The sequence below is a fragment of the Halomonas dongshanensis genome (assembly GCF_024790395.1).
GTDB classification, from domain to species: Bacteria; Pseudomonadota; Gammaproteobacteria; order Pseudomonadales; family Halomonadaceae; genus Vreelandella; species Vreelandella dongshanensis.
On sequence record NZ_JAJISC010000002.1, the window covers coordinates 41,772 to 67,834 of the forward strand.

Annotated in this window: 23 protein-coding genes and 3 tRNA genes; 22 read left to right on the forward strand and 4 right to left on the reverse strand. The window is 61.7% G+C overall.

Features of this window, described 5'->3' with window-relative positions; translation table 11 throughout:
- Nucleotides 1-141 precede the first annotated feature (141 nt).
- The 8 genes from recA (at nucleotide 142) to LLY24_RS03735 (ending at nucleotide 6,818) form a co-directional block, all read left to right on the forward strand.
- Nucleotides 142-1,203: a recombinase RecA gene (gene recA / locus LLY24_RS03700; RefSeq protein WP_259034936.1), complete on the forward strand. Its 1,062-nt coding sequence runs from the start codon at nucleotides 142-144 to the stop codon at nucleotides 1,201-1,203.
- Between the two features lie 21 nt (nucleotides 1,204-1,224).
- Entirely contained in the window at nucleotides 1,225-1,692 is a 468-nt protein-coding gene (locus LLY24_RS03705; protein ID WP_259034937.1) for a regulatory protein RecX, read from the forward strand.
- A 157-nt stretch (nucleotides 1,693-1,849) separates the two neighbouring features.
- Nucleotides 1,850-4,459 carry an alanine--tRNA ligase gene (alaS, locus tag LLY24_RS03710; protein ID WP_259034938.1) on the forward strand — a complete coding sequence of 870 codons (2,610 nt, stop codon included), beginning with the start codon at nucleotides 1,850-1,852 and terminating at the stop codon, nucleotides 4,457-4,459.
- 122 nt (nucleotides 4,460-4,581) lie between these two features.
- Nucleotides 4,582-5,832, forward strand: coding sequence for an aspartate kinase (locus LLY24_RS03715; protein WP_259034939.1), 1,251 nt, complete (start codon nucleotides 4,582-4,584; stop codon nucleotides 5,830-5,832).
- Nucleotides 5,833-6,027: 195 nt separating this feature from the next.
- Nucleotides 6,028-6,216, forward strand: a complete 189-nt coding sequence (gene csrA, locus LLY24_RS03720; RefSeq protein ID WP_259034940.1) for a carbon storage regulator CsrA — start codon at nucleotides 6,028-6,030, stop codon at nucleotides 6,214-6,216.
- A 238-nt stretch (nucleotides 6,217-6,454) separates the two neighbouring features.
- A tRNA-Ser gene (locus tag LLY24_RS03725) sits at nucleotides 6,455-6,547 on the forward strand.
- Between the two features lie 21 nt (nucleotides 6,548-6,568).
- Nucleotides 6,569-6,645 (forward strand) — tRNA-Arg (locus LLY24_RS03730).
- Between the two features lie 96 nt (nucleotides 6,646-6,741).
- A tRNA-Arg gene (locus LLY24_RS03735) sits at nucleotides 6,742-6,818 on the forward strand.
- A gap of 217 nt (nucleotides 6,819-7,035) precedes the next feature.
- Here LLY24_RS03735 and LLY24_RS03740 read toward each other — a convergent pair.
- Nucleotides 7,036-8,013 carry a tRNA dihydrouridine synthase gene (locus LLY24_RS03740; protein WP_259034941.1) on the reverse strand — a complete coding sequence of 326 codons (978 nt, stop codon included), beginning with the start codon at nucleotides 8,011-8,013 and terminating at the stop codon, nucleotides 7,036-7,038.
- A gap of 127 nt (nucleotides 8,014-8,140) precedes the next feature.
- Between LLY24_RS03740 and LLY24_RS03745 the strand changes: the two genes are divergently transcribed.
- From LLY24_RS03745 to LLY24_RS03755, 3 genes are all read left to right on the forward strand, one after another.
- Complete coding sequence (locus tag LLY24_RS03745) at nucleotides 8,141-8,392, forward strand: OadG family protein (protein WP_259034942.1); 252 nt, start codon at nucleotides 8,141-8,143, stop codon at nucleotides 8,390-8,392.
- A 92-nt stretch (nucleotides 8,393-8,484) separates the two neighbouring features.
- Nucleotides 8,485-10,362: a sodium-extruding oxaloacetate decarboxylase subunit alpha gene (oadA, locus tag LLY24_RS03750; RefSeq protein ID WP_259034943.1), complete on the forward strand. Its 1,878-nt coding sequence runs from the start codon at nucleotides 8,485-8,487 to the stop codon at nucleotides 10,360-10,362.
- 12 nt (nucleotides 10,363-10,374) lie between these two features.
- Nucleotides 10,375-11,697 (forward strand): sodium ion-translocating decarboxylase subunit beta, encoded by a 1,323-nt coding sequence (locus LLY24_RS03755; RefSeq protein ID WP_259034944.1) that lies wholly within the window; start codon nucleotides 10,375-10,377, stop codon nucleotides 11,695-11,697.
- 22 nt (nucleotides 11,698-11,719) lie between these two features.
- Here LLY24_RS03755 and LLY24_RS03760 read toward each other — a convergent pair whose 3' ends face one another.
- Together LLY24_RS03760 and LLY24_RS03765 are read right to left on the reverse strand one after the other, a co-directional pair.
- Nucleotides 11,720-12,340, reverse strand: a complete 621-nt coding sequence (locus LLY24_RS03760; protein WP_259034945.1) for an IMPACT family protein — start codon at nucleotides 12,338-12,340, stop codon at nucleotides 11,720-11,722.
- Between the two features lie 93 nt (nucleotides 12,341-12,433).
- Entirely contained in the window at nucleotides 12,434-12,817 is a 384-nt protein-coding gene (locus LLY24_RS03765; RefSeq protein ID WP_259034946.1) for a LexA family protein, read from the reverse strand.
- 392 nt (nucleotides 12,818-13,209) lie between these two features.
- On the opposite strand from LLY24_RS03765, the gene ccmA reads away from it, so the two are divergent.
- The 10 genes from ccmA to smc are packed head-to-tail and all read left to right on the forward strand — an operon-like array spanning nucleotide 13,210 to nucleotide 23,478.
- The gene (gene ccmA, locus LLY24_RS03770; RefSeq protein WP_259034947.1) at nucleotides 13,210-13,839 is read left to right on the forward strand and encodes a cytochrome c biogenesis heme-transporting ATPase CcmA; all 630 of its coding nucleotides are present in this window, start codon (nucleotides 13,210-13,212) and stop codon (nucleotides 13,837-13,839) included.
- A 43-nt stretch (nucleotides 13,840-13,882) separates the two neighbouring features.
- A complete protein-coding gene (gene ccmB, locus LLY24_RS03775) occupies nucleotides 13,883-14,533 on the forward strand; it encodes a heme exporter protein CcmB (protein WP_259035520.1) in 651 nt (216 codons plus the stop codon).
- Nucleotides 14,534-14,546: 13 nt separating this feature from the next.
- Nucleotides 14,547-15,296: a heme ABC transporter permease gene (locus tag LLY24_RS03780; protein WP_259034948.1), complete on the forward strand. Its 750-nt coding sequence runs from the start codon at nucleotides 14,547-14,549 to the stop codon at nucleotides 15,294-15,296.
- Nucleotides 15,286-15,594: a heme exporter protein CcmD gene (ccmD, locus tag LLY24_RS03785; RefSeq protein ID WP_259034949.1), complete on the forward strand. Its 309-nt coding sequence runs from the start codon at nucleotides 15,286-15,288 to the stop codon at nucleotides 15,592-15,594. Before LLY24_RS03780 ends, ccmD begins: the two co-directional genes overlap by 11 nt.
- Nucleotides 15,591-16,070: a cytochrome c maturation protein CcmE gene (gene ccmE, locus LLY24_RS03790; protein ID WP_259034950.1), complete on the forward strand. Its 480-nt coding sequence runs from the start codon at nucleotides 15,591-15,593 to the stop codon at nucleotides 16,068-16,070. The genes ccmD and ccmE overlap by 4 nt, the downstream gene beginning before the upstream one ends.
- 13 nt (nucleotides 16,071-16,083) lie before the next feature.
- Nucleotides 16,084-18,066: a heme lyase CcmF/NrfE family subunit gene (locus LLY24_RS03795; protein WP_259034951.1), complete on the forward strand. Its 1,983-nt coding sequence runs from the start codon at nucleotides 16,084-16,086 to the stop codon at nucleotides 18,064-18,066.
- A complete protein-coding gene (locus LLY24_RS03800; protein ID WP_259034952.1) occupies nucleotides 18,063-18,590 on the forward strand; it encodes a DsbE family thiol:disulfide interchange protein in 528 nt (175 codons plus the stop codon). Before LLY24_RS03795 ends, LLY24_RS03800 begins: the two co-directional genes overlap by 4 nt.
- The gene (locus LLY24_RS03805; RefSeq protein ID WP_259034953.1) at nucleotides 18,581-19,060 is read left to right on the forward strand and encodes a cytochrome c-type biogenesis protein; all 480 of its coding nucleotides are present in this window, start codon (nucleotides 18,581-18,583) and stop codon (nucleotides 19,058-19,060) included. Before LLY24_RS03800 ends, LLY24_RS03805 begins: the two co-directional genes overlap by 10 nt.
- Entirely contained in the window at nucleotides 19,057-19,974 is a 918-nt protein-coding gene (gene ccmI / locus LLY24_RS03810) for a c-type cytochrome biogenesis protein CcmI (RefSeq protein WP_259034954.1), read from the forward strand. The genes LLY24_RS03805 and ccmI overlap by 4 nt, the downstream gene beginning before the upstream one ends.
- Before the next feature lie 12 nt (nucleotides 19,975-19,986).
- Nucleotides 19,987-23,478, forward strand: coding sequence for a chromosome segregation protein SMC (smc, locus tag LLY24_RS03815; RefSeq protein ID WP_259034955.1), 3,492 nt, complete (start codon nucleotides 19,987-19,989; stop codon nucleotides 23,476-23,478).
- Nucleotides 23,479-23,574: 96 nt separating this feature from the next.
- On the opposite strand, the gene LLY24_RS03820 is transcribed toward smc, so the two are convergent.
- Nucleotides 23,575-24,741, reverse strand: coding sequence for a mandelate racemase/muconate lactonizing enzyme family protein (locus LLY24_RS03820; protein WP_282563378.1), 1,167 nt, complete (start codon nucleotides 24,739-24,741; stop codon nucleotides 23,575-23,577).
- A 130-nt stretch (nucleotides 24,742-24,871) separates the two neighbouring features.
- Between LLY24_RS03820 and LLY24_RS03825 the strand changes: the two genes are divergently transcribed.
- Nucleotides 24,872-25,816 (forward strand): LysR family transcriptional regulator, encoded by a 945-nt coding sequence (locus LLY24_RS03825; protein WP_259034957.1) that lies wholly within the window; start codon nucleotides 24,872-24,874, stop codon nucleotides 25,814-25,816.
- The last annotated feature ends 247 nt before the right edge of the window (nucleotides 25,817-26,063 follow it).

The window sequence follows — 26,063 nt, forward strand, 5'->3', positions numbered from 1 at the left end:
CCTAGCGGCGCTTGTTTTTAAAAACAGGCTTTAAAGACAGGCTTCAAAGAAAGCACGCCAAGGTGGAAAAGGTTTTATTTGCCAGTCGAACTTTGGCATACTACTGGCTAATTATACAGCTGATTGAGAAGGTGCTCTGTCATGGCTCAAGACGATAATCGTAACAAAGCGCTCAACGCGGCACTGGCGCAGATCGACCGTCAATTCGGTAAAGGCACCGTGATGCGCCTGGGCGACGCCCCGCGCGTGGTCATGCCGTCGGTGTCCACTGGCTCTTTGGGACTCGATATCGCGCTTGGCATTGGCGGACTGCCGTTTGGCCGCGTGGTCGAAATCTTCGGCCCGGAATCCTCGGGTAAGACCACGCTTACGCTGTCGGTCATTGCCCAGGCGCAGCGCCAAGGCAAGGTCTGTGCCTTCGTCGATGCCGAGCACGCGCTTGACCCGAGCTACGCCGAGAAGCTCGGCGTCAATCTCGATGACCTGCTGGTCTCTCAGCCGGATACCGGCGAGCAGGCGCTCGAAATCACCGACATGCTGGTGCGCTCCGGTGGTGTCGACGTCATCATCATCGACTCCGTGGCCGCACTCACGCCGCGCGCCGAGATCGAGGGCGAGATGGGCGACTCCCACGTGGGCCTGCAGGCGCGTTTGATGTCTCAGGCGCTGCGTAAGATCACTGGCAACATCAAAAACGCCAACTGTCTGGTGGTGTTCATCAACCAGATCCGCATGAAGATCGGCGTGATGTTTGGCAGCCCCGAAACCACTACCGGTGGTAACGCGCTCAAGTTCTACTCCAGCGTACGCCTAGATATTCGCCGTACAGGTTCGGTGAAAAGTGGCGACGAGGTCACCGGTAACGAGACCCGGGTGAAAGTGGTCAAGAACAAGGTGGCGCCGCCGTTCCGTCAGGCCGAATTCCAGATACTCTACGGCAAGGGCATCTATCACGCCGGTGAGGTCATCGATCTGGGCGTGCAGTGCAACTTGGTCGACAAGGCCGGTGCCTGGTACAGCTATAAAGGCACCAAGATCGGCCAAGGCAAGGCCAACGCTGCACAGCACTTGGAAGACAACCCGGCCACCATGGAAGAGATCGAGAGCCAGATTCGCGCTCAGCTGCTCTCCACGCCCGAGCCGAAGAAAGAAGAAGCCGCTCCCGCCGGTGGTATCGACGACGCCGACGACGATCTGCTTTAACGCTTGGCGCCGGAGCTTTCGATGACCACGCCCCAGAGCACGCCCCGCGAGATCGCCATTGGCCTGCTGGCTCGGCGCGAACACTCCCGCGCCGAGCTTGCCCAGCGTCTGGGGCGACACGGGTTCGAGGCGTCGGCCATCGATGCATGCCTGGATGCGCTGATCGAGCAGGGCTTACAGTCCGATCAGCGCTTTGCCGAGAGTTTCGTGCGCTCGCGCCTGCAGCGCGGCCAAGGCACCATTCGTATCACTGGAGAGCTGCGCCAGCGCGGCGTCGATAACGCTGTCATCAAGGCTGCGCTCAGTGATGTCGAAGCGGCCGAGCAGGTCGACTGGTTCGAACTTGCCCACCATACGCTTGCGCGGCGCTTCACCTCGCCCGGTGCGGATAGGAAAGAGCGCGCCCGGCGCGAGCGCTTTCTCGCCACCCGGGGCTTCGATTTCGATCAAATTCGCTACGCTCTAGAGTGTCTCAAAGCCGCCGAATAGGCGCGCTGACGCTCATCTACGCTCGGTTTTTCACTTCTCGCCCTTATTCCCCCACTTTAGTCGTTTGACAACTGCGCTATAATGGTCGCTTTGCGACCTCCTCGGGTAGCGGCAAATAGCGCCCAGGGGCATCACGCTTTCTCGTCACGGATACCCTATGAAAAGCGCAGAAATCAGAAACGCCTTTTTATCCTTCTTCGAAGAGCAAGGGCATACCATCGTGCCCACGAGCTCGCTAGTACCGGGTAACGACCCGACGCTGCTGTTCACCAATGCAGGTATGGTGCCGTTCAAAGACGTCTTCCTAGGTCGCGACCCGCGCCCCTACGTGCGCGCCACCTCTGCTCAGCGCTGCGTGCGCGCCGGGGGCAAGCACAACGACCTCGACAACGTCGGCTATACCGCGCGCCACCACACCTTCTTCGAAATGCTGGGTAACTTCAGCTTCGGTGACTATTTCAAGCGTGATGCCATTCGCTTTGCCTGGACATTCCTGACCGAAACGCTGGGCCTGCCCAAAGAGAAGCTCTGGGTCACCGTTCACATCAGCGATGACGAGGCCGAGCGTATCTGGAAAGACGAAGTGGGCATCGACCCCGAGCGTTTCTCCAAACTCGACGAGGACAACTTCTGGCAGATGGGCGACACTGGCCCCTGTGGCCCCAGCTCCGAGATCTTCTTCGATCACGGTGCCGATGTTTGGGGCGGCCCGCCTGGAAGCCCCGAAGAGGACGGTGACCGCTACATCGAGATCTGGAACCTGGTCTTCATGCAGTTCGATCGCGATGCAGAGGGCAACCTGAACCCGCTGCCCAAGCCCTCCATCGATACCGGGATGGGGCTCGAGCGCGTGGCAGCCGTGCTGCAGGGCGTGCACTCCAACTACGAAATCGATCTGTTCCAGAACCTGCTGGCAGCAGCGGCCAAGGCCACCGGCCATGCGGATACTGCGGCGCCTTCGCTACGCGTCATCGCCGACCATATCCGCTCCTGTGCTTTCTTGATCGCCGATGGCGTGATGCCCTCCAATGAAGGCCGTGGCTACGTGTTGCGTCGGATCATTCGTCGCGCCATTCGTCACGGGCATAAGCTCGGCGCTGCCGAGCCGTTCTTCCACTCTCTGGTGGATGCCCTGGATGCCGAGATGGGCGAGGCCTACCCCGAGCTTCGCGCAGCACGCGAGCAGATCGCCCGCGTGCTGCTCAAAGAGGAGGAGCAGTTCGCCCGCACGCTGGATCATGGTATGGGGCTACTCAACGCCGCCCTCGAAGCGCTCGACGGCGAGGTCCTGCCCGGTGAGACCGTGTTCAAGCTCTACGACACCTACGGTTTCCCCTTTGACCTCACCGCCGATGTTTGCCGCGAGCGCGGCGTGACGCTGGACGAAGCGGGCTTCAATCGCGAGCTCGATGCGCAGCGCGAGCGCGCCCGCGCCGCCAGCCAGTTCGGCGCCGACTATAGCGCCAGCATCGAGCTCGAAGGCAGTACGGCCTTCACGGGCTACGACCGCCTGGAAGATCGCGCCAAGGTAACCGCGCTGGTCGACGGTGAAGGCAACGCCTTGGCCGCGCTGGAGGCGGGGCAGAAGGGCACTGTCGTGCTCGAACGCACGCCTTTTTACGGCGAGTCCGGCGGGCAGGTGGGTGATACCGGCTACCTCTACGTCGAGGGCGGTCGCTTTCAGGTGACCGACACGCAAAAGCAGAGCGGTCATCACCTCCACCAGGGCATCATGGTCGAGGGCAGCCTCGCCGTGGGCGCCGAGGTGCGCGGCGAAGTCGACGCCTCACTGCGCCAAGCCACGGTGCGCAACCACTCGGCCACCCACCTGCTGCACAAGGCGCTGCGCCTGGTTCTGGGCGATCACGTCCAGCAGAAAGGCTCGCTGGTCACCGCCGAGCGCCTGCGCTTCGATTTCAGCCACTTCGAGCCGATGACGCCGGAGCAGTTGGTCGAGGTCGAACGCCTGGTCAACGAGCAGATATTGGCCAACGCCCCGACCCGCACCGAGCAGATGTCGCTCGACGACGCCAAGGCAAAAGGAGCGGCGGCCCTGTTCGAGGCCAAGTACGCCGATAGCGTGCGCGTGCTCACCATCGGCGCGGACGACTTCTCCATCGAGCTTTGCGGGGGCACCCACGTTGCCCGTAGCGGCGATATCGGCTGCTGCCATATCGTCAGCGAAGTGGGAATCGCGTCCGGCGTGCGGCGTATCGAGGCCATCACCGGCGAGAACGCGTTGGCCTACTTCGCCGAGCAGGAGCAGCGCCTTGCCCGCCTTGGCGAGCGCTTGAAGACCAAGCCCGAGCAGCTCGAAAACCGCGTCGATGCGCTCGTCGAGCGCAATCGCTCGCTGGAAAAAGAGCTCGAGCGGCTCAAAGCCAAGCTTGCCAGCGCTGCAGGCAGCGACCTGTTGAGCGCCGCGCGTGAGATCAACGGCGTCAAGCTGTTAGCGACCGAGCTCGAAGGCGTCTCGGGTAAGGATCTGCGTGGCATGCTCGATCAGCTCAAGAGCAAAATCGGCTCCGGCGTCATCATCCTCGGCGTGGCCGATACTGAGGCAGGCAAGGTCAGCCTCATCGCTGGTGTGACGCCGGATTTGACTGCTCGCGTCAAGGCCGGTGAGCTGGTCAATCACGTCGCCTCGCAGGTGGGCGGCAAAGGCGGCGGTCGCCCGGACATGGCCCAGGCCGGCGGCAGCCAGCCAGAGGCGCTAGGTAGCGCGCTCGATAGCGTCCCCGCATGGCTTGCCGACGTGCTTGGATAAGCGAAGGTAAAAGGGCCGGTATCGCCAAGGCGACCGGCCTTTTTACGTGAGCGCGGCAGCCAAACGAGTACCCTGCACAAAAAGACATCCACCCTTGCGAACAACAGAGGAAACGACGGTATATGGCATTATATGTACAGAAGTTCGGCGGTACCTCGGTGGGCTCGGTAGAGCGCATCAAGGCCGTGGCGGAAAAGGTCAAGGGCTTTCGCGACCAGGGCCATCAGGTCGTGGTCGTCGTCTCGGCAATGAGCGGTGAAACCAATCGCTTGACCGAGATGGCACACGCCATCAACGACGATCCCACCCCGCGTGAGATGGATATGCTGCTCTCCACCGGCGAGCAGGTGACCATCTCCTTGCTAGCCATGGCGCTTCAGCAGTTGGGTGTTCCCGCGACGTCCCACACCGGCGCACAGGTGGGTATCCATACCGACAGCGCCTACACCAAGGCGCGTATTCAGCGCATCGAAACCGAAGATCTACGCGCCGATCTCGACGCTGGTCAGGTCGTGGTCGTTGCCGGTTTCCAGGGGGTCGACGAAGACGGCAATATCACCACCTTGGGGCGTGGCGGCTCGGATACCACCGGGGTGGCTCTGGCCGCGGCGCTGAAGGCCGACGAGTGCCAGATCTACACCGACGTGGATGGCGTCTATACCACCGACCCGCGCGTCTGCTCCAAGGCTCAGCGCCTGGAGAGCATCACCGTCGAGGAGATGCTCGAGCTTGCAAGCCTTGGCTCGAAAGTACTGCAGATTCGCGCCGTCGAATTCGCCGGCAAGTACAACGTTCCGCTACGGGTGCTCTCTTCCTTCGAAGAAGGCCCCGGTACCCTGATTGTTGCTGATTCCGACCAAGACGAGGACTCCATGGAAGAACCGCTGATCTCTGGCATCGCCTTTACCAAGAACGAAGCAAAACTCACGCTGCTCCATACCCCAGACGTGCCGGGCGTTGCCTCGCGCATTTTAGGACCGATCGCCGACGCCAACATCGAAGTCGATATGATCGTGCAAAATGTAGCCCCAGCTGGTGACTACACCGATTTCACCTTCACCGTAGCCAAAGGCGACTACAAAGCGACCAAGCGCATTCTGGAAGAGAAGGTGATTCCGGATCTGGGCGGCGGCGAGCTGCGCGGCGACGACAACATCGCCAAGGTATCGCTCGTGGGTGTGGGCATGCGCTCGCACGCCGGTGTGGCCTCTAAAATGTTCCGTGTCCTGGCCGATGAGAACGTCAACATCCGTATGGTGTCGACCTCCGAAATCAAAATTTCGGTGGTGATCGACGAGAAGCATATGGAGCTTGCGGTCAACGCGCTGCATAAAGCGTTCGGTTTGGATAAATCGGATGTAGAATCCGAATAACAACTCGGCCTTAAATCTTCTACGCTGAAGAAGTACTCGCTGCCAAGAGTGGTGGGCTTTCTTTCAACGGGAGTTTAAGGTGTCATGGTGCCTGAGCCATTGGTGGCAGATGGCGCCATGCCTCATAATGGGCGTGGTGCCGTCACTGGCGGACACCTCCCGTTGTCACAAAAACGTCTGAGAAGGAGATCAGCCATGCTCATCCTGACTCGCCGCGTCGGCGAAACCCTCATGATCGGTGATGAGATCACCGTTACGGTTCTTGGTGTAAAAGGCAATCAAGTGCGTATCGGTGTCAACGCGCCCAAGGATGTCGCGGTGCATCGTGAAGAGATCTATCAGCGCATTCAGCGCGAACGCGATAGCGAAGTAGAAGCCAAGTAATCCCCGATAAGAGATAAGTGGTAGCCCCAAGCCCAGAAAGAGTTACAGCGAGCTTAGTGGGGTCGCAATGGCACTTGTAGAAGCACCGTAAAGAAGGTGCCGTACGCCGCGTAGTGCACCGCCTGCGTCGCGCCCACCGTAGGGCGCTTGAGCGGTAAGTCGAGGAAGGCGCGAAAAAAATCGGCACAAGACTGGACAGTGGTCAGCAGAATCGGTAATATTCGCGCCGTGCCGTTAAGGAGAGGTGGCCGAGTGGCTGAAGGCGCTCCCCTGCTAAGGGAGTATAGGGTTTATAGCCCTATCGAGGGTTCGAATCCCTCCCTCTCCGCCAAACGACACGGATTGAAGATAAGCGCCCGTAGCTCAGCTGGATAGAGTACCTGACTACGAATCAGGTGGTCGGAGGTTCGAATCCTCCCGGGCGCGCCATCTTCACCCAGCATTGAAAACGATTTTTTCGATGTCTGGACAGGTGCTAAGAGTTCGTGTAATATAAAGCTCTTGTAAATCAGTGCCTTAAGTTAAGCGCCCGTAGCTCAGCTGGATAGAGTACCTGACTACGAATCAGGTGGTCGGAGGTTCGAATCCTCCCGGGCGCGCCAGATTCAAAAGCCCGCTCTCATCGAGAGCGGGCTTTCTGTATCTTGGGCGATACGCCCAGGCATACCGTATTTTGTCCTACCGTTTTATATTTTCATATCGCTGTTTGTTGGCTTCGGCCGTACGCTTGTTTCTAGCCAGGTACCGATGGCTCGCGCCGGTGCCTTGCGATCGTGTAGAGCGCCCTCCGCTTAGGCGGTTGGGCGCTTTTTTTGCGCGTCACTCGTCGGGCGTTAGGTTCGTCAGCAGCGTGTCGAGCTCGGTGATGCGCTTGACGCGCTGAAAGTGGATATCGGCCTCGGCGTTGCCTTGGCGCATTTGGGCTAGCCACTGCTTCATCAGCGACGTCACGATGCGCTCGGGAAGCGTTTGGCGCTGGATGGCGGCGTAGGCCTTTAGCACGCTTGCGCGCATCGTCCAGGTGGTTTCGGGTAGGCATTCGCCAGTCGCTTGCCAGTGACGAATGCGCGGGGCGAGCCAGGGGTCGGCCAGGGCGCTGCGCCCCAGCATGACGTCGCTGCAGCCCGAGAGCGTGCGCGCCTTCCAGTAGTCGGCTAGCGTCCAGATATCGCCGTTGGCGACCACGGGGATGGCGACGCTCTGGCGTACCTTGTTGATCCACTCCCAGTGCGCCGGAGGGCGATAGCCCTCATCACGAGTACGCCCGTGCACTACCAGGCGCTTGGCGCCGCCTGCCTCGGTTGCCTGCGCGCAGGCCGTCGCCAAGCGGCGATTCGAGAAGCCTAGGCGAATCTTTGCCGTTACCGGAATGGCGCCGTCCACGGCCTGCGATACGGCGCGCACCACGCGATAGACGCGCTCGGGGTCGCGTAGGAGCGAGGCACCGCCATCGTGGCGGTTGACCAGCTTGGCCGGGCAGCCAAAGTTCAAGTCGAGGCTAACAGCGCCAAGCGCTACGGCCTGGCGCGCGTTATCGGCCAGCGCCTCGGGCACCGACCCCAGTAACTGCAAGTGCACCGGTATGCCGCTTGGTGTGGTGACGCTCTCTTGGGCAAGCTCGGGGCAATGCTTGTAGAACACCCGCGGCGGGAGTCGAGTGTCCACCACGCGGACGAATTCGGTTACCGTCCAATCAAAGCCTGGCTCGCGGGTCAAAAGATCGCGCGTTAGCGCATCGATGACCCCTTCCATTGGCGCAAGGCCAATTTCTCCAGTATGTAGTAAGTTAACAACCATGGTGTTTGCGTCAGGGCGATTGCTTAATGGCCAGGGGCTGGCAGAGTAGAGCATTCACCCGGTGGCGCCAAGCGCCCTACGAACGTCATGTTCAGCCGTTAGAAAAAAGATAACGCGAGGTTTTGTGATGCAGGATACCGATCTACTTCAGGATGGTTTGGCCCTTATGGGTCTGGGGATGGGGGTGGTGTTTGTTTTTCTTACCCTTTTGGTCGTTGCCGTGGTGCTGATGTCGCGCCTAGTGCAGCGTTTTGCACCAACGCCAGCGCCTGTGAACGCCAAGCGTGCCCGAGCGCTGAACACTGCAGAGGTCGACGAAGAAGTGCTGGCAGTCATTGGTGCTGCAGTGCATCATTATCGGGGTAAGCCACGTTGCTAAGTAACGCAGAGGACGCTTGCCTTAGGCGTCATTGCGAATTATTTTGTTAAAATTACTAAAAAATAAACAATTTGATACGAGAGCACCCGGTAATGCACACCCCTACGAATACGGATCAGACGAATCATTCCCTCGCTCGCCGCCCCTTGGGCATCACCGACGTGGTGCTCCGCGACGCGCACCAGTCGCTGTTCGCCACGCGACTGCGCCTCGATGACATGCTGCCGATGGCCGAAAAGCTCGATCAAGTGGGCTTCTGGTCAATCGAGTCTTGGGGTGGGGCGACCTTCGACGCCTGCATTCGCTATCTCGGCGAAGACCCCTGGGAGCGTATTCGCGCCCTCAAAGAGGCGATGCCCAACACACCCCAGCAGATGCTTCTGCGCGGCCAGAACCTGCTGGGCTATCGCCACTACGCCGACGACGTGGTCGATCGCTTCGTCGAGCGCGCCAAAGTCAATGGAGTCGATGTCTTTCGTATCTTCGACGCCATGAACGATCCGCGTAACCTTTCCCGTGCCATTGACGCCGTGCGACGGGTCGAAGGGCACGCTCAGGGCACCATCTCCTACACCGTCAGCCCCGTGCACACGCTTGAGAGCTGGGTGGCGCTGGCTAAGCGTATCGTTGCCATGGGCGCCGACTCGCTGGCGATCAAGGACATGGCGGGATTGCTCACTCCTTATGTCGCCTTCGAGCTGGTGTCGCGTTTGAAGCGTGAGCTTACGGTGCCCGTACACCTGCACTGTCACGCGACTACCGGCCTCTCCACCGCGACCATTCTCAAGGCCGTGGAAGCGGGCGTAGACAACGTCGATACCGCTATCTCCTCCATGGCGATGACCTATGGCCATAGCCCGACTGAGTCGGTCGTGGCGATGCTTCAAGAGAGCGAGCGCGATACCGGCCTCGATTTGAGCCTGCTTGAAGACATTGCCGGATACTTTCGCGAGGTGCGCAAGAAGTACGCCGCCTTCGAAGGGTCGCTGCGCGGTATCGATTCGCGCATTCTGGTGGCCCAGGTGCCTGGCGGTATGCTCACCAACATGGAGAGCCAACTCAAGGAGCAGGGCGCGGGCGACAAGCTCGACGAGGTGCTAAGTGAAATTCCGCGTGTGCGCGAGGATCTTGGCTTCATTCCCCTCGTCACGCCAACGTCGCAAATGGTGGGCACCCAGGCGGTGATGAACGTGATGATGGGAGAGCGCTACAAGTCCATCTCCAAAGAGGTGCAGTCGCTACTCAAGGGCGAGTATGGCGCGGCCCCCGCACCGTTCAACGCCGAGCTGCAAAAGCGCGTACTGGGCGATGCCGAACCCATCACCGAGCGCCCGGCCGATGCGCTTGCCCCCGAGATGCAGCGCCTCACCGCCGAGCTCGACGAAAAATCCCGCGCCGACGGTTTCGCTCTTGCTAAGGGGGAGCGAAAAAGCGATGACGTGCTCACGTACGCATTGTTCCCGCAAATCGGCCTGAAGTTTCTGAAAAACCGTGGTGATGCCAGCGCCTTCGAGCCTGCACCGAGCGCTGCGAGCGCGGTTAAGTCCAATGAGCCAAGCGCTGACAAACCTGCCGCAAAGAGGGCGGCAACGATGGGCCCCGAGACCTATACGGTCAGCCTCAACGGCAAGCGCTTCGTGGTCGAAGTGGCCGAAGGCGGCGATATCGAGCGGGTGCAAGAGCAAACGACTGACGCGTCTGCATCAGTTGAGTCCAGGTCAAAGACATCTACGTCAGGGGCATCCAAGCCAGTAGCAAGCGGCGAGACGGTCACCGCGCCGCTTGCCGGTAACATCTTCAAGGTCAACGTACGCGAGGGCGACCAGGTAGCCGAGGGCGACGTGGTGGTGATCCTCGAGGCGATGAAGATGGAGACCGAAATACGTGCCCAGAGCGCGGGTACCGTCTCCGCCGTCAGGGTAGGCGAGGGCGATAGCGTGGCCGTCGGCGATACGCTGATCGAACTATAAGGGCGCGGCGACATGGAAAAACTGATGACCCTATGGGAGGGCTCGGGGCTCTACAACCTCGAGCTTGATCAGGCGGTGATGATCGCGGTGGCGCTGCTGCTGCTCTATCTTGCCATCTACAAGAAGTTCGAGCCGCTGCTGCTGGTACCCATCGGCTTTGGCGGCATTCTTGCCAACATTCCCGAGGCCGGGCTTGCGCTCTCGGCGTTGGATCAGGCCATCGAAGTTGGGCGACCGGCGCTGCTTTCGCAGATCGCCACGGCGCTCGGCGCAAGCCTCGATCCGCTCGAGGGAAGTGAGGCCTGGCGCGAGGCGCTAAAAGCGCTGGCCCATGGCGGCGTAGCGCCTGAGCAGCTACGCGCCGCGCGCGACATTGCCGTTGGCGCAGGTTATGGCGATGGCATGCTCTATAGCTTCTACAGCGTTGCCATTGGCAGCAGCATCGCGCCGCTGCTGATCTTCATGGGCGTGGGCGCGATGACCGACTTCGGCCCGCTGCTGGCCAATCCGCGCACGCTGTTTCTCGGTGCGGCGGCGCAGTTCGGTATCTTCGCAACGCTGTTCGGCGCGGTGGCGCTGAGCTCGCTTGGGGTAATGGATTTCTCCCTCAATCAGGCCGCCGCGATCGGTATCATCGGCGGGGCCGATGGCCCGACCTCGATCTACGTATCCAGCGTGCTGGCGCCTGAGCTTCTTGGCGCCATCGCCGTGGCGGCCTATGCCTACATGGCGCTGGTGCCCTTGATCCAGCCGCCAATCATGCGCCTGCTCACCACGCGTAAAGAGCGCGAGATCACCATGACCCAGCTGCGCCCGGTCTCCAAACTCGAAAAGACGCTCTTTCCGCTCTTGCTGTTACTGCTGGTCGCGCTCTTTCTACCCGACGCCGCGCCGCTTTTGGGGATGTTCTGCTTTGGCAACCTGATGCGCGAGTGTGGCGTGGTCGAGCGCTTGAGCGATACGGCGCAAAACGCGCTGATCAACATCGTCACCATCGTCCTTGGGCTTTCGGTGGGCTCGAAGCTGATGGCCGAGAGCTTTCTCACCTACCAAACCCTGGGTATTTTGGGGCTGGGCGTGGTCGCCTTTGGTATTGGTACCGCCGCTGGCGTGCTGATGGCCAAACTGCTCAATCTGGTCAGCAAGATGCCGATCAACCCGCTGATTGGAGCCGCAGGCGTGTCGGCGGTGCCTATGGCGGCGCGCGTGGCTAACAAGGTAGGGCTCGAGGCCAACCCGCACAATTTCCTGCTGATGCACGCCATGGGCCCCAACTTTGCCGGCGTCATTGGCTCGGCGGTGGCGGCGGGGGTAATGATCAAGTATCTGGGGTAAGAACTAATGGTCTGGGGCAGAATCAAGTATCCGGAGTAACGTCGAAGCGGGTGCGAAGACGGTTTTCCAGCGGTGTTATATCGAGTGCCTCATCGCGGGGCCAGCCCAGCGTCAAGCGTACGCCATCGCCTGCGTACTGGGCATCGAGCACGGGCAGGCCGCGCTCAAAGCACCAGGCGCGGGCCTGGGCCTCGTGGGCGAAATCGAGACTCAACGTATAAGCGTCGCGCTCGACCACTTCGCGCGTAGCAAGGTCTTCAAGGGCTACGCTCACCGCCTGGGCGTAGGCGCGGGCCAGGCCCCCCGTGCCGAGCTTGGTACCGCCAAAGTAGCGAATCACCACGCAGCCGATCTCGCCCAGGCCGCTACCCTGTAATACCTGAAACATAGGGCGCCCAGCGGTACTGCCGGGTTCGCCGTCATCCGAAAAGCCAATGTGCTGTTGCTCCCCTGGCGGGCCGGCGATAAAGGCGGTGCAGTGGTGGCTGGCGCTAGGATGGGCGGCTTTGGCGCGTTCGAGTAGCGTGGCCATTTCGGCCGCGCTTGGTGCGTGGCATAGCCAGGCAAGAAACTGGCTCTTCTCCACCTCGATCTGGGCGCGGTGATCGTCGAGTGGGGCTAGGTCGGGAACGCGATAACGCATCGAAGCCTCGTAACTATATTTATAACGACATTCGTAACGACAGGCCCGATGGTATCGCGTTATTTGCCATGAGTAGAAATGCGCGGGTGTGAATTATTGTCCGTGGGCGATGCCCATGACCATGCCAAGCACTTCGATATCGCGGTTGTGCAAAAAGACTGCAGGGTGCAGGGCGTCTTCAGGCCATAGTTCGACCCCTTGGCGGCTGATCGAGAGCTTACGCAGGGCGATTTCGCGCTGGTTGATTTGGGCGCTGGAGGTTTCGCTGTGAGCATCGTGCTGGCAGCGGCGAATGATGATGACGTCGCCGTCGAAGAGGTTGCAGCCAGAAAGGCGGTTGCCGCGTACTTTCAGCGCATAGGTATTGCGCCGGGTCGTCGTGGCTTGGCGCGGCGTTACCGATTGGCTACGCGGGCGAACGGGATGAGCGGCCAGCGGGGCGAAACCAGATCGTACGGTGCGTAGTGGGGCATTCATCTCTCTTCTCTCCAGGCTAGCCGTCTTGCGCCGCCCGACATAAGCGTCGAACGTACTCTCTAGCGCACACGGCGGTAAGGGGACCCAGTGCCTTGCTTGCCAATTCGCTCCCTGCGACGCTGCTCCTCGGGCTGGATCGGTTCGAGCTCGACCAAGTGCGGCTCAATTGTGTAAGTGTAAAACGCTGTGCTATCCGAAATGGTGATTTTAAGTACAGTGTTTTTTCATACAGTGGTTGGAGTATAGTGCTGTTTGGGCATACAGTGCTAGGAGAAATTTCTCCGAATTAAATGTGACGCTGTCACAGCCTTGTACGTCAGGGCGGCGCGACTGGCGGCAGCGTTGCTTTTTGTGTAGAGTGCCAGCCGTCATGAACATGCCTGGAGAGATCATTGCGCCTGTGTCTTGAAGCGCGCCAACTCGCCTGTGAGCGCGACGATCGACCGCTGTTCGGTCAGCTCGACTTTGCCCTCGGTAGTGGCGATATCGTCCAGGTGGAAGGGCCCAACGGCAGCGGCAAGACCACGCTTTTGAAAATTCTCTCGGGCCAGCTTGGCGACTATCAGGGCGAGTTGTTCTGGAACGGCGTTTCTCTGCGCCAAAACCGTGATCACTTTTTGGCTAACCTGCTCTATCTAGGTCACGCGCCTGGCGTCAAGGCTGGCCTCACTGCGCTCGAGACTCTGGCCTGGTACCAGGCGCTCGCGGGCGATATCCCAAGCGAAGACACCTCTCTTGAGGCACTTGCGCAGTGGGGGCTCGCCGGGTTCGAAGACGTTCCTGCGCATCAGCTCTCGGCGGGCCAGCAGCGCCGTATTGCCCTGGCGCGTCTACTCCTTCAACCCCGTCCACTGTGGATTCTCGACGAGCCCTTCACCGCTATCGATCGAAACGGCGTGGCGCTTCTGGAGTCGCTGATCCAGGCGCATGCCAATGCCGGGGGATGCGTCGTGGTGACGACCCATCACCGGCTCGATATCGCACGGTTGGGGCGCATTCGCTTAGGAGTCACGGGTGAATAGGCCAAACGAGCCGCAACGCGGGGCCGATGCGGCGGTAGTCGCCATGCTCAAGCGCGATTTGATGTTGCTGCTGCGCCAGCGCGGCGATGTGATCAACCCGCTGGTGTTCTTCGCCCTGGTCATCACGCTCTTTCCCATCGGTATCTCACCCGAGCCTGCGTTATTGGCCGTGGTGGCGCCGGGGCTTTTGTGGGTCGCTGCGCTTCTGGCGGCGCTGCTCTCGCTCGATGGCTTGTTTCGTAGCGACTTTGACGATGGCAGCCTCGAGCAGTGGCTGCTCGCCCCCCAGCCCACGGCCTTGTTGTGTATGGCCAAAGTGCTGGCGCATTGGCTCTTGACCGGGCTTCCGCTGGCGCTTATCGCCCCGCTTTTAGGTGTGATGCTGGCGCTGCCCGCAGGGAGCTACTGGGCGCTATGTGTATCGCTGGCCCTGGGAACGGCGAGCCTGAGTCTGATCGGTGCGATTGGCGCGGCGCTAACGGTGGGGCTTGCTCGCGGCGGCGTGCTGCTGTCGCTGCTGGTGCTGCCGCTCTATATTCCGGTGCTGATCTTCGGTAGCGGCGCGGTGAGCGCGGCGGTCGTTGGGAGTGGGCTTGCCGCCCATCTGGCGATTCTTGGTGCGCTGCTGGCGGTGGCGTTGATGCTCGCGCCCTGGGCCATCGCCGCCGCCCTACGTATCAGCATCAACGGTTGAGGATGGTTACCCTATGTGGGCCTTTATTCAAAAGCTGAGATCGCCCAAGTGGTTCTACGCCATCGGCGGCAAGTGCCAGCCCTGGTTCTGGGCGGCCGCGCTTGGGCTGATAGCGCTTGGCAGCGTCTGGGGACTTGCGTTCGCGCCTGCCGACTACCAGCAGGGCAACAGCTTTCGCATCATCTACGTGCACGTGCCTACGGCCTTTTTGGCCCAGTCGATCTTCGTCTCGATGGCCGCCTGTGGGCTTGCGTTCATGGTTTGGAAGATCAAACTGGCCGATATGGCCGCCAGCGTCATGGCGCCCATCGGGGCGCTAATGACCTTCGTTGCACTCTACTCCGGTGCCGTTTGGGGCGTGCCTACCTGGGGCACCTGGTGGATTTGGGATGCTCGCCTGACCTCGATGCTGATTTTGCTGTTTCTTTATATCGGCGTGATCGCCCTGCGCCGCGCCTTCGCTAGCCTGGAGGGCGGCGCGCGCGCGGCCTCGGTGCTGGCCATGGTCGGGGTGATCAACATTCCCATCATCAAGTACTCGGTGGATTGGTGGTATACCCTGCATCAGCCCGCGAGCTTCACCATTACTGGGCGCGCCGCCATGCCCATGGCGATGTGGGCGCCGCTGCTGGTCATGGTGGTGGGGTTTTACTGCTTTTTCATCGCCTTGACGCTGACTCGCACGCGCAGCGAAATCCTGCGCCGCGAGGGCGGAAAGCGTTGGGTACGCGAACTCGTCGAGGAGGGCGCCGATGGCCTTTGATTCGCTGGCTGATTTCATTGCCATGGGCGGTCACGCGCGCTACGTGTGGGCCGCTTGGGGCGTGACGTTACTGATGTTGTTGGCCTTGACGCTCTTCGCTTGGTTCGAACAGCGCTTAGCGCTGCGTGTGCTTCGACGCCACCTGCGCCGCACGCCGACACTCGCCGAGCGCCAAGTGCCCAAGGCCTCGGTCACCTTGGCGCAGGCGCCGACTACCCAAGCAACGCTTCAAACCAGCGCTCAAGCCAGTATTCAGGACGGTAGCCAAGACAGTACTCACAACAGGAGCGCGCCATGAGAGCCAAGCGCAAGCAGCGCCTGTTGATCGTGCTGGGGCTCGTCGGGCTCGCGGCAATCGCCGTGGGGCTGACGCTCTACGCCCTGCGCGCCAACATCAATTTGTTTTTTAGCCCGGTGCAGATCGCCCAGGGCGAGGCGCCGATCGAGCGTCAGATTCGTGCCGGTGGCATGGTCAAAGTGGGTACGGTCGAACGTGACCCGACGAGCCTCGACATCGCCTTTACCGTGACCGATTACGTGGGCGATCTCGAGGTCTACTACAGCGGTATCCTGCCCGACCTTTTTCGCGAAGGCCAAGGTGTCGTGGTGGTGGGGGAGCTTCAGGCCGATGGCCGTTTTCGCGCCGATCAGGTACTCGCTCGCCACGACGAAAACTATATGCCGCCAGAAGTGGCGCAGGCATTAGAAGAGGCCGGTTACAGCCCTGCCGACTTCCAGACTCAACGCGGCCAAAGCGACGCGGCCGACGAGTGAACCCGGAGTTCCCATGTTGATCGAATTCATCCCCGAGGTCGGCCACTTTGCCCTGATCGTGGCGCTGTTCATGGCTCTCGTACAGGCTACGCTGCCGCTGGCCGGCGCCACCCTGCGAAAGCCACTGTGGATGGCCTTCGACCGCCCGATGGCGGCCGGGCAGTTTGGCTTTTTGCTCTTGGCGTATCTTGCCTTGACCCTGAGCTACCTGCTGGATGATTTCAGCGTGGCCAACGTCGCGCATAACTCCAACTCCATGCTGCCCTGGTACTACAAGCTCAGCGCCGTATGGGGGAATCACGAGGGCTCTGTGCTGCTATGGAGCCTGATGCTTTCCGGCTGGGGCTTTGCCACGGCAGTGCGCTCACGTTATTTGCCCCGCGACATGGCCGCACGGGTGATCGGCGTGCTCGGGCTCGTGGGCGTCGGCTTTTTGCTCTTCGTACTGCTGACCTCCAACCCCTTCGAGCGGCTGCTGCCCAACGTGCCCAGCGACGGTGCCGACCTGAACCCGCTGCTGCAGGATTTCGGTCTGATCGTGCACCCGCCCATGCTCTATATGGGCTACGTCGGCTTTTCGGTGGTCTTTGCCTTCGCCATCGCGGCGCTGTTGGGCGGACGTCTGGACGCTGCCTGGACGCGCTGGGCGCGCCCCTGGACCAACGTTGCCTGGGCGTTTCTCACCGTGGGGATTGCGCTGGGGAGCTGGTGGGCCTACTACGAGCTCGGCTGGGGCGGCTGGTGGTTTTGGGACCCGGTCGAAAACGCCTCGCTTCTGCCTTGGCTGACCGGCACGGCGCTGATCCACTCGCTGGCGGTGACCGAGAAGCGCGGCGCCTTCAAGAGCTGGACGGTGCTCTTGTCCATCGCGACCTTTTCGCTCTCGCTGATGGGCACCTTCTTGGTGCGCTCGGGTGTGCTCACCTCGGTACACGCCTTTGCCAACGACCCTTCGCGCGGCTTCTTCATCCTCGTGCTGCTGGCCATTACGGTGACCCTTTCGCTGGTGATCTTCGCCCTGCGAGCGCCCAAGGTGGGCTATTCCACCAGCTTTACGTGGTTTTCGCGCGATGCGCTGCTGCTGGTCAATAACGTCTTGCTGGTGATCATGACCGTCACCGTGCTGCTGGGCACCCTCTACCCGTTGATTCTCGACTCGCTGGGGCTGGGGAAAATCAGTGTGGGGCCGCCCTATTTCAATGCGCTGTTCGTGCCTTTGACGGTGATCATGTGCCTGTTCATGGGCCTTGGCCCGGTAGCACGGTGGAAACATATGCCGCCTGGTGAACTCAGTCGACGCCTGTGGCTTGCAGGCGCGGCGGCGCTGGTGTTGGGAGCGCTTGCGCCCTTGCTCTATCGCGGCGAGTGGAACCTCTGGGTTTCGCTTGGCATCGTCATTGCACTTTGGATCGTGCTGCCGCTGGTGGTCGATCTCGTCACCAAGCTGCGTCAGGCCAAGAGCCTGAAGCGCGGGCTAAGCAAGCAGTCGCTGGCCTATTGGGGCATGTGGCTTGGGCACGTGGGGCTCGCGGTCACCATCGTCGGCGTCGCCGTGGTGTCTCACTACAACGTCGAGCGCAACGTGCGCATGTCGCCCGGCACCAGCGTCGAGGTGGCGGGGTATCGCTTTACCATGACCTCGCTTGGGGAGCGTCGTGGGGCCAACTTCATCGCCGATACCTCGCTGATCGAAGTGCAGCGCGAAGGCGCCTCACGCCACTTCACCATGCATCCCGAAAAGCGCCTCTATCTCGCCACCCGCATGCCGATGACCCAAGTCGCGCTGCGCCCGGGGCTCTTTCGCGATCTTTACGTCGCCATGGGGGAGGATCTGGGTGACGGCAGCTACGCCATGCGTATTCAGTACAAGCCTTTCGTGCGCTGGCTGTGGCTCGGCGGCTTGCTGATGGCGTTGGGGGGCATCATCGCCGTGCTCGATAAGCGCTACCGTCGGGCGAAGGCGGCGGAGAAATCGGTTCAGGGGGCTTGCGCATGAAACGTCGGCTGTTACTTTTGCTTCTGCCAATCGGGTTTCTGGGCGTGGCCCTGTTCTTCTACCATGGGCTGTCGCTGGATCCTTCCCAGCGCGATTCGGTGCTCTTGGCGCGCGCTTTCCCGAGCTTCGACGCCACCACCCTCGAAGATCCCGAACGCCGCGTCGATGCTTCGCTGATCACTGGCGAAGTGACGCTGGTCAACGTCTGGGGTGAGTGGTGCCCTGCGTGCAAGCAGGAGATGCCGCAGCTGTTGAGCCTCGCCGACGAGGGCATTCGTCTGGTGGGGGTCAACTACCGCGACACCCGCGAAAAAGGGCGCGAGTTTCTCGCCGAGTTCGGCAACCCCTTCGAGGTCAACATCTTCGACCCCGAGGGAGCGCTCGGCTTCGACCTGGGCGTCTACGGCGCGCCGGAAACCTTCGTGGTCGATGCCGAAGGCGTGATTCGCTACCACCACAAAGGCTATATTTCGCCCAGCGACGTGCAGTCGCGCATTCTGCCGGAGGTGGCCAAATGGCGTTGAGGCACACTCTGGCATATCTGCTTTTGCTCATGATGAGCGCATGGATGACGAGTGCGGCCATGGCCGCCATCGAAGTGCGCCACTTCGACGACCCGGTTTTGGAAAAGCGCTACCACGATCTGACCAGCTCCATGCGCTGCCCGCTGTGCGAGAACCAGGCGATCAGCGACTCCAACGCGCCGATTGCCGGCGACATGCGCGAGCGCATCGATACGCTGCTAAACGAAGGGCGCTCGGATAGCGAGATCATCGATCACATGGTTCAGCGCTTTGGAGAGTACATTCTCTACAACCCACGCCTGGAGAATCGCACCTACCTGCTGTGGGGGCTGCCGATCGCGCTGCTGGTGCTGGGCTTCGTGGTCATCGTCTTGATCGTACGCGCCCGGCGCCACGCCACTACGCGTGCGTTGAACGCAGAGGAGCGCGCCCGGCTGGCGCAGCTAATGAAGCGAGGAGACGACGCATGAGCCCACTTTGGATCGCCTTGGCGCTGCTCTTGGTGCCCGCGCTTTGGCTTATGAGCGTACCGCTGCGTAGCGCCCAGCGCGTCCACGACGACCAGCAGGCCTTCGAAGCCAACGATCTCGGCGCGCAGCAGAACGTAGCCATCTTTCGCCGCCGCCTGGCGTCGCTCGAAGCCGCGAAGGCGCGCGGCGAAGTGAGTGACGAAGCCTTTGCCCAAGACAAGCTGACGCTCGAGCGTAGCCTGCTCGAAGACACTGCCTTGATGCGCCGCCGAGCGCTTGCTTCGCCGGGTTCCGGTCGCTTGGTCGTGCCGCTGGTGATGGTCATCATGGTCATGGCGAGCCTGACCTGGTATTACGTCGAAGGCGCCGAAGGCGACCTGGCCCTGCTCGCCGTGCAGCGTGAGCTACAAGCCGACCCCGAGGCGACGCTGCCGGAATACCTAGCGCGCCTGGAGCAGGAGGCGGCGCGCCAGCCGAATAACCCCAACGTTTGGGCCGCGCTCTTTCCGCTTTACCGCGATAGCGGGCGCAGTACCAAAGCGCTCGATGCCCTTAACCAGCTGATCGCTCTCGAAGGGCGTGCGCCGTCGCTCCTGGCGCAGCTGGCCCAGCTGCGTTTTTTCATGGCCGGGCGTGAGCTTACCCCCGAGGTACAGGCGCTGATCGATGAAACCCAGGCGCTCGACCCACGCGAGCCGACCATTCTCGGTCTACTCGGCCTTCACGCCTTCGATAGCGGCGATTACGAACTCGCCATCGACCGTTGGCGTCGCGCCGTTGCCAGCGTCAACGATCCCGACGCCGTTGCCTCCTTTCGCGAAGGCATTCGTGTGGCCCAGGAACAGTTGGACGAGGCCAACGCTAATGCCGATGGCGACGCGAATACGGCCGCTAACCCAGACGCCCAAGAGTAGAGGCCCAAACCGATGCGCCTGACCTCGATTCGCCTGGTGGGTTTCAAGTCCTTCGTCGACCCGGTCACGGTGCCTTTCGATGGCAATATGACCGCCATCGTCGGGCCCAACGGCTGTGGCAAATCGAACATCATCGATGCGGTGCGCTGGGTGATGGGCGAATCTTCGGCCAAGACGTTGCGTGGTGAGTCCATGGCCGACGTCATCTTCAACGGCTCTACCGGGCGTAAGCCCGTAGGCCAGGCGTCGATCGAGCTCAAGTTCGACAACCGCGATGGCGGCATGGGCGGCGCCTACGCTCAGTACGCCGAGATCGCGGTCAAGCGCCTGGTGACCCGCGACGGCCAGTCGAATTACTTCTTCAACGGTCAGAAATGCCGCCGCCGCGACATCGCCGACCTGTTCATGGGCACAGGCCTAGGCCCGCGCTCCTACGCCATCATCGGCCAGGGCATGATTTCGCGGCTGATCGAAGCGCGCCCGGACGACCTACGTGCCACGCTGGAAGAGGCCGCGGGCATCTCCAAGTACAAGGAGCGCCGCCGCGAGACCGAAAACCGCATGCGCCGCACCCAGGAGAACCTGGAGCGCCTGGATGACATTCGCGAGGAGCTCGATAAGCAGCTCGAACGCTTGAAGCGCCAGGCCGAAGCGGCCAAGCGCTACCAGGAACTCAAGCAGCAGGAGTACCGCTTGAAAGGCGAGCTTGCTCTGCTGCGCGGACAGGCGCTGCGCGCCGAGCAGACCCACCAAGAGAGTCGCGTGCGCGAGCTGGAGATCGCCGTCGAGAAGGACGTCTTTGGCGTTCGCCAGTGTGAAACGCGTCTGGAACAGGCCCGCGAGCAGCACGATGGCCTCGCCGAAACGCTGGAAAAGCAGCAGCAGCAGTTCTTCGAGACCACCACGCGCATCGCCCGCTTAGAGCAGGATCAAGCCCACCGCAAGAGCCGTCAGGCGCAGCTGGCCAACGACATCGAGACCGCCCGGCGCGATCTAGCCGAGCAGCGCCAGGTCAGCGAGGGCGACAGCGAACGCTTCGAGCAGATCGCTGCGCGTCTCGAGGAGCTCGTTCCCGAACACGAGGCGTTGGAAGAGCAACTCGATGAACTCGAACACGCGCTGGCCGACGCTGCACCTGCGTTGGAAGCCGCCGAGCAGGCCTGGAGCGATGCCGAGAACCGCTGGCGCGATGCCAGCCGCGACGCCGATCGCAGCCAGGATCAGTTGCGCGACATCGAGCAGCGCATCACGCGCCTGCAGGGCGAGGTAACGCGGCGACGCCAGCAGCGCGGCGATCTCGCCGATTTGACCGCGCTGCGCGCCGAACACGCCGAAAGCCAAGCGAACTGGGAGGCGGCCAACGAACGCGCCGAAGGCTTCGCTGACGCTCGCCAGCAGTGGCAGCAGGCGTACGCCGAGGCGCGCACTGCCCAGCAGCAAGCACTACAGCGCCGTGATGCCCGCCGCGCCGAGATCAGCCAGCGCCAGGGCGAACTCGCCTCGCTTCAGGCGCTGATCGACGCCGCGCTGGCCGATCACGACCCTGCCACTAGTGATGCGCTGCGTGCGCAGGGTATCGCGCAGGCGCCGCGCCTTGGCGAGGCGCTGACGGTTGCGCCGGGATGGGAGAGCGTCGCTTCCTGGCTGCTCGCGCCCTGGCTAAACGCGCGGTTGGTCGCCCCGCAGGCGCTCGCAGCGCTGCCCGAGGCATTGGCGACCGACTGGCGCCTGATCGAAGCGCGCAGCGACGTTGAGGCCGATGACAAGCGCCTGAGCTCAAAGATCCATGGCGCCGGGGCGTTAAGCGCCTGGCTTGCCACCGTTCACGTGGCCGCAAACGATTCTGAAGCCGAGGCCTTGGTCGCATCACTCGCTCCCGGCGAGAGCGTGATCAGCCGCGAGGGAATCTGGCGCGGGCAGGGCTGGCTGAGCCAGCAGGCCAGCGGCGAAGGCCTCGATGCGCTGCTGGTGACGCGCCAGCGCTTTGCCGCACTCGAGGCCGAGCTTGCGACCGATGACGCCGCTCTGGAAGAGTGCGAACTTGCCTGCGCGGCAGCCGCCGAGCAGCTCGAGGCCTTGGAGAGTCAGCGTGAACGCCAGGATCAAGAGGAGCGCGACCACGCCCAGACCCTGCAGCAGTTGGCGCTCAAAGAGCGCAGCCTGGCCCAGCGTCTTGAGCACCTGGCGGGGCGGGCCGATGAGCTAGACGAAGAGCTTGCGAATCTCGCCGAAGAGGAGGCAACGCTCGCGCTCACCCTGGAGGAGCAGCGCGCCCGCTGGCACACCGCCATGGAGCGTCTGGAAACCGGTGCCGAGGAGCGCGAGCGGGCGAGTGAAGCGCGCGCCCAGCAGCGCGAAAAGCGCGAGGCCCTGACCCGCCAACACGCGCCGCTAAAAGCTCAGCAGCAGGCGCTGGCGCTGGAGCGCGAACGCCTCAACGCCGAGCATACGAGCCTGCACGCCCAGCAGGCGCGCAGCCGCGATAGCGAAGAGCGTTTGACCCTACGCATAGCCGAGCTCGAAGAGGCCCGCGAAACCCTGCTCGAACCCGACGAACTGGCCGGTGAGGAGCTCGAAGAGCTGCTCGACGTACGCGAGCGCCAAGAGCAGCGCCTGAACGAAACGCGCCAGCAGGCGCAGGCCCTGGCCGAGCAGTTGCGCAACGACGAGCTCGCGCGTCAGAGTCACGAGCGCAACCTCGAACAGAGCCGCGAGCAGCTGCAACAGCGACGCATGGAGGTACAAGCGCTGTCGCTCAAGGCCCAAACCCAGGACGAACAGCTGGCGGAGCTTGGCCACGATGTGGCCTCGCTTACCCAGCAGCTCGCCGAGGACGCCGAGGAGAGCGCCTGGCAGCAGCGCCTCGAAAGCACCACGGAAAAAATTCGCCGCTTAGGGGCGATCAACCTCGCCGCCATCGAGGAGTACGACCAGCAGGCCGAGCGGCGTAACTATTTGGAAGCGCAGCACGCCGAGTTGAGCGAGGCGCTGGATACCCTAGAACGGGCGATTCGGCGCATCGATCAGGAGACGCGGGTGCGCTTTCGCGAAACCTTCGATCAGGTCAACGCGGGGTTGCAGGCGCTCTTCCCGCGCGTGTTCGGCGGCGGGGCGGCTTGGCTGACGCTCACCGGCGACGATCTGCTCGAAACCGGGGTGGCCATCATGGCGCGCCCGCCAGGCAAGAAGAACAGCACCATCCACCTGCTCTCGGGGGGCGAAAAGGCCCTTACGGCGCTATCGCTGGTGTTCTCCATCTTCCAGCTCAACCCAGCGCCTTTTTGCATGCTGGATGAGGTCGATGCGCCCTTGGACGATGCCAACGTCGGGCGCTACGCCAAGCTGGTCAAGGAGATGTCGGAAAACGTTCAGTTCATCTACATCACCCACAACAAGATCGCCATGGAGGCGGCCGACCGCTTGATGGGGGTGACCATGCAGGAGCCGGGCGTCTCGCGCTTGGTGTCGGTCGGGGTCGACGAGGCCGCTGCTCTCGCTGAGTAGGGATAGGCTATAAAAAGAGCTATTAGAGAAAAAGCGAAGGGCGGCCCTTTAAGAGCTGCCCTTCGCTATGTTGGCGTTTGCGTTTTCAGACTAACGTTACTCTGCCAGTTCGCGCATCACCTTATAAAGCGCGGCCTTGGCTTCGAAGCCCACGCCCGGCACGTCCGGGAGACCCACGTAGCCGTTTTCGACCTGGATGCCGTCGGCAAAGCCGCCAAAGGGTTGGAACACGTCCGGGTAGGATTCGTTACCGCCGAGGTGTAGGCCCGCGGCAATGTTCAGCGACATCTGGTGGCCGCCGTGGGGCACCACGCGACGGCTCGACCAGCCAAGCTCCTTCATCACCTCGAGCGTACGCATGTACTCGACCAGTCCATAGGAGAGCGCGCAGTCGAATTGCAGGTAGTCGCGGTCGGCCCGCATACCGCCGTGGCGCAGCAGGTTGCGCGCATCCTGGTGAGAGAACAGGTTCTCGCCCGTGGCCATGGGCAGATCGTAATGGTTGGCAAGCTCTGCCTGCAGGGCGTAGTCCAGCGGATCGCCTGCTTCTTCGTACCAGAAAAGGCCGTAGGGCTTGAGCGCTTCGGCATAGGCAATGGCCGTCTGCTGGTCGAAGCGGCCGTTAGCGTCCACGGCCAGGCGTTTACCGCTACCCACTACCTCGAGCACGGCCTCGATGCGGCGGAGGTCTTCGTCAAGCGGCGCGGCGCCGATCTTCATCTTGACCACGTCGTAGCCGCGGTCCAGGTAGCCGCGCATCTCGTCTTGAAGTTTGGCGTGGTCCTTGCCGGGGTAGTAATAGCCACCGGCGGCATAGACCCAGATCTTGTCATCAGCCTGACCATCGCGATAGCGCTCGGCCAACAGGCGATAGAGCGGTTTGCCTTCGATCTTGGCGACCGCGTCCCATACCGCCATGTCGATGGTGCCTACGGCCACCGAACGCTCGCCGTGACCACCGGGTTTTTCGTTGGTCATCAACGTTTTCCAGATGGCGAAAGGATCGAGATTGTCGTGCTCGGCATCGATCAGGGTATCGGGCTTGGCTTCCAGCACCCGGTCGATGAAGCGGTCGCGCATTAGCGCGCCCTGGCCGTAGCGGCCATTGGAGTTGAAGCCGTAGCCGATGACCGGCTTGCCGTCACGAATGACGTCGGTCACTACGGCGACTACCGAGCAGGTCATCTTGGAGAAATCGATGTAGGCGTTGGCAATGGGCGAGGCGATGGAAACGGTTTTTTCGCGGATATCGACGATACGCATGGACATGCTCCTGAGCGTGAAGAGGATGATGTCACCTTACGACTCGCCAGCGCCCCCCTACCAATGCTATTAACTGGGCAGGATATGCCGAAACGGCATTGCTGTATTTTGTACGTAAGGGAGCCCTGCGATGGAGTTAGTCTGGTTGGAAGATTTTCTCGCCCTGGCCGAACACGGCAGCTTCGTGCGCGCCGCTGAGGCGCGGCACATCACCCAACCCGCTTTTAGCCGTCGCATTCGCGCCCTGGAGCGCTGGATGGACGTCGAACTGTTCTGTCGCACGCCTTTAGGCACGCGGCTAACGCCTGCCGGTGAACAGATGCGCCTGCACGCGGCGGAGGCCGTCAATCGCCTATATCGTTTACGCCAGGACGCTCGAGCGGTGGCGGGAAAGGCGGCTCGCACGCTGCCTTTTGCTGCCACCCATTCGCTCTCTTTCACCTTCTTCCCGCGCTGGATACGCCAACAGGAGCAGGGAGCCCCCATCGAAGCCATCCAGCTTCACTCGGACAGCATGACGGTTTGCGAGCGGATGCTAGAAGAGGGGCAGGTAGCGTTCATGCTTAGCCATGTCGATCCCATGCAGACGCAAGGGCGATACCCAGCGATGCAAACGAGCACCAATGACGGTGCGCGCTTCGTCAGTCAGAAAATTGGTCAAGACGTGCTGCTGCCCTTGATCGGTGCAGGGCTCGAAAATACCCCGATAACGGCCTATTTGGCCTACACCGAGGCGTCGGGGCTGGGAAGAATCATCAATACGCATCTACTGGCTAAAAACGCCGCAGCGGCACTGCCGCCAGTGCGCTTCGAGAGCCATTTGGCCGCCGTTTTGATGTCGATGGTGCTAGAGAACAAGGGCTTAGCGTGGCTGCCAAAAAGTCTTGCCGAACAAGAGCTTGCCGATGGGCGTTTGGTGGTCGCAGAGGCTGGCCTTGCGCCCATAGAGGTAGAGGTCCATCTCACCCGATCCCAGGAAGCGTTGAGCCCTTTTGCCGAAGCGTTTTGGACAAGGCTTGGAGAGGAAAACGATAAAAAGTGTGCCAATGTCAAAAAAATCGTTGAAGAACCGTAGGCCTTCGCTATTTTTACATTTGTAGCGACAATTTTTGAATTTTTTATGTTGAGTGGGGCACTTTTACTCTAGTTAGCGGTCAGCCCAAGCTGGTCAAGTAGAAAAAAAGCGCGTTAATGCGCGAAAATAAGCAAAATGTGGCTCTTTTCCTAGCAATCGCGTTATGCTAAGAGTCAGGCAATCTAAATTTGCAGGCTTTGTACCCCTGCGAGGCTCACGTAATCGGCAAGACGACCCATGGAACGTA

Excerpts from the sequence above, each read along its gene's own strand:
- LLY24_RS03780 (WP_259034948.1), top strand. The coding sequence starts at position 14,547 with ATGTGGGCCTTTATTCAAAAGCTGAGATCGCCCAAGTGGTTCTACGCC.
- ccmI (WP_259034954.1), top strand. The coding sequence starts at position 19,057 with ATGAGCCCACTTTGGATCGCCTTGGCGCTGCTCTTGGTGCCCGCGCTT.
- oadA (WP_259034943.1), top strand. The coding sequence starts at position 8,485 with ATGCACACCCCTACGAATACGGATCAGACGAATCATTCCCTCGCTCGC.
- LLY24_RS03820 (WP_282563378.1), bottom strand. The coding sequence starts at position 24,741 with ATGCGTATCGTCGATATCCGCGAAAAAACCGTTTCCATCGCCTCGCCC.
- LLY24_RS03825 (WP_259034957.1), top strand. The coding sequence starts at position 24,872 with ATGGAGTTAGTCTGGTTGGAAGATTTTCTCGCCCTGGCCGAACACGGC.
- ccmE (WP_259034950.1), top strand. The coding sequence starts at position 15,591 with ATGAGAGCCAAGCGCAAGCAGCGCCTGTTGATCGTGCTGGGGCTCGTC.
- ccmD (WP_259034949.1), top strand. The coding sequence starts at position 15,286 with ATGGCCTTTGATTCGCTGGCTGATTTCATTGCCATGGGCGGTCACGCG.
- LLY24_RS03740 (WP_259034941.1), bottom strand. The coding sequence starts at position 8,013 with ATGGTTGTTAACTTACTACATACTGGAGAAATTGGCCTTGCGCCAATG.
- recA (WP_259034936.1), top strand. The coding sequence starts at position 142 with ATGGCTCAAGACGATAATCGTAACAAAGCGCTCAACGCGGCACTGGCG.
- LLY24_RS03765 (WP_259034946.1), bottom strand. The coding sequence starts at position 12,817 with ATGAATGCCCCACTACGCACCGTACGATCTGGTTTCGCCCCGCTGGCC.
- ccmB (WP_259035520.1), top strand. The coding sequence starts at position 13,883 with ATGCTCAAGCGCGATTTGATGTTGCTGCTGCGCCAGCGCGGCGATGTG.
- LLY24_RS03805 (WP_259034953.1), top strand. The coding sequence starts at position 18,581 with ATGGCGTTGAGGCACACTCTGGCATATCTGCTTTTGCTCATGATGAGC.
- LLY24_RS03715 (WP_259034939.1), top strand. The coding sequence starts at position 4,582 with ATGGCATTATATGTACAGAAGTTCGGCGGTACCTCGGTGGGCTCGGTA.
- csrA (WP_259034940.1), top strand. The coding sequence starts at position 6,028 with ATGCTCATCCTGACTCGCCGCGTCGGCGAAACCCTCATGATCGGTGAT.
- smc (WP_259034955.1), top strand. The coding sequence starts at position 19,987 with ATGCGCCTGACCTCGATTCGCCTGGTGGGTTTCAAGTCCTTCGTCGAC.
- LLY24_RS03800 (WP_259034952.1), top strand. The coding sequence starts at position 18,063 with ATGAAACGTCGGCTGTTACTTTTGCTTCTGCCAATCGGGTTTCTGGGC.
- LLY24_RS03755 (WP_259034944.1), top strand. The coding sequence starts at position 10,375 with ATGGAAAAACTGATGACCCTATGGGAGGGCTCGGGGCTCTACAACCTC.
- LLY24_RS03745 (WP_259034942.1), top strand. The coding sequence starts at position 8,141 with ATGCAGGATACCGATCTACTTCAGGATGGTTTGGCCCTTATGGGTCTG.
- LLY24_RS03705 (WP_259034937.1), top strand. The coding sequence starts at position 1,225 with ATGACCACGCCCCAGAGCACGCCCCGCGAGATCGCCATTGGCCTGCTG.
- alaS (WP_259034938.1), top strand. The coding sequence starts at position 1,850 with ATGAAAAGCGCAGAAATCAGAAACGCCTTTTTATCCTTCTTCGAAGAG.
- LLY24_RS03760 (WP_259034945.1), bottom strand. The coding sequence starts at position 12,340 with ATGCGTTATCGCGTTCCCGACCTAGCCCCACTCGACGATCACCGCGCC.
- LLY24_RS03795 (WP_259034951.1), top strand. The coding sequence starts at position 16,084 with ATGTTGATCGAATTCATCCCCGAGGTCGGCCACTTTGCCCTGATCGTG.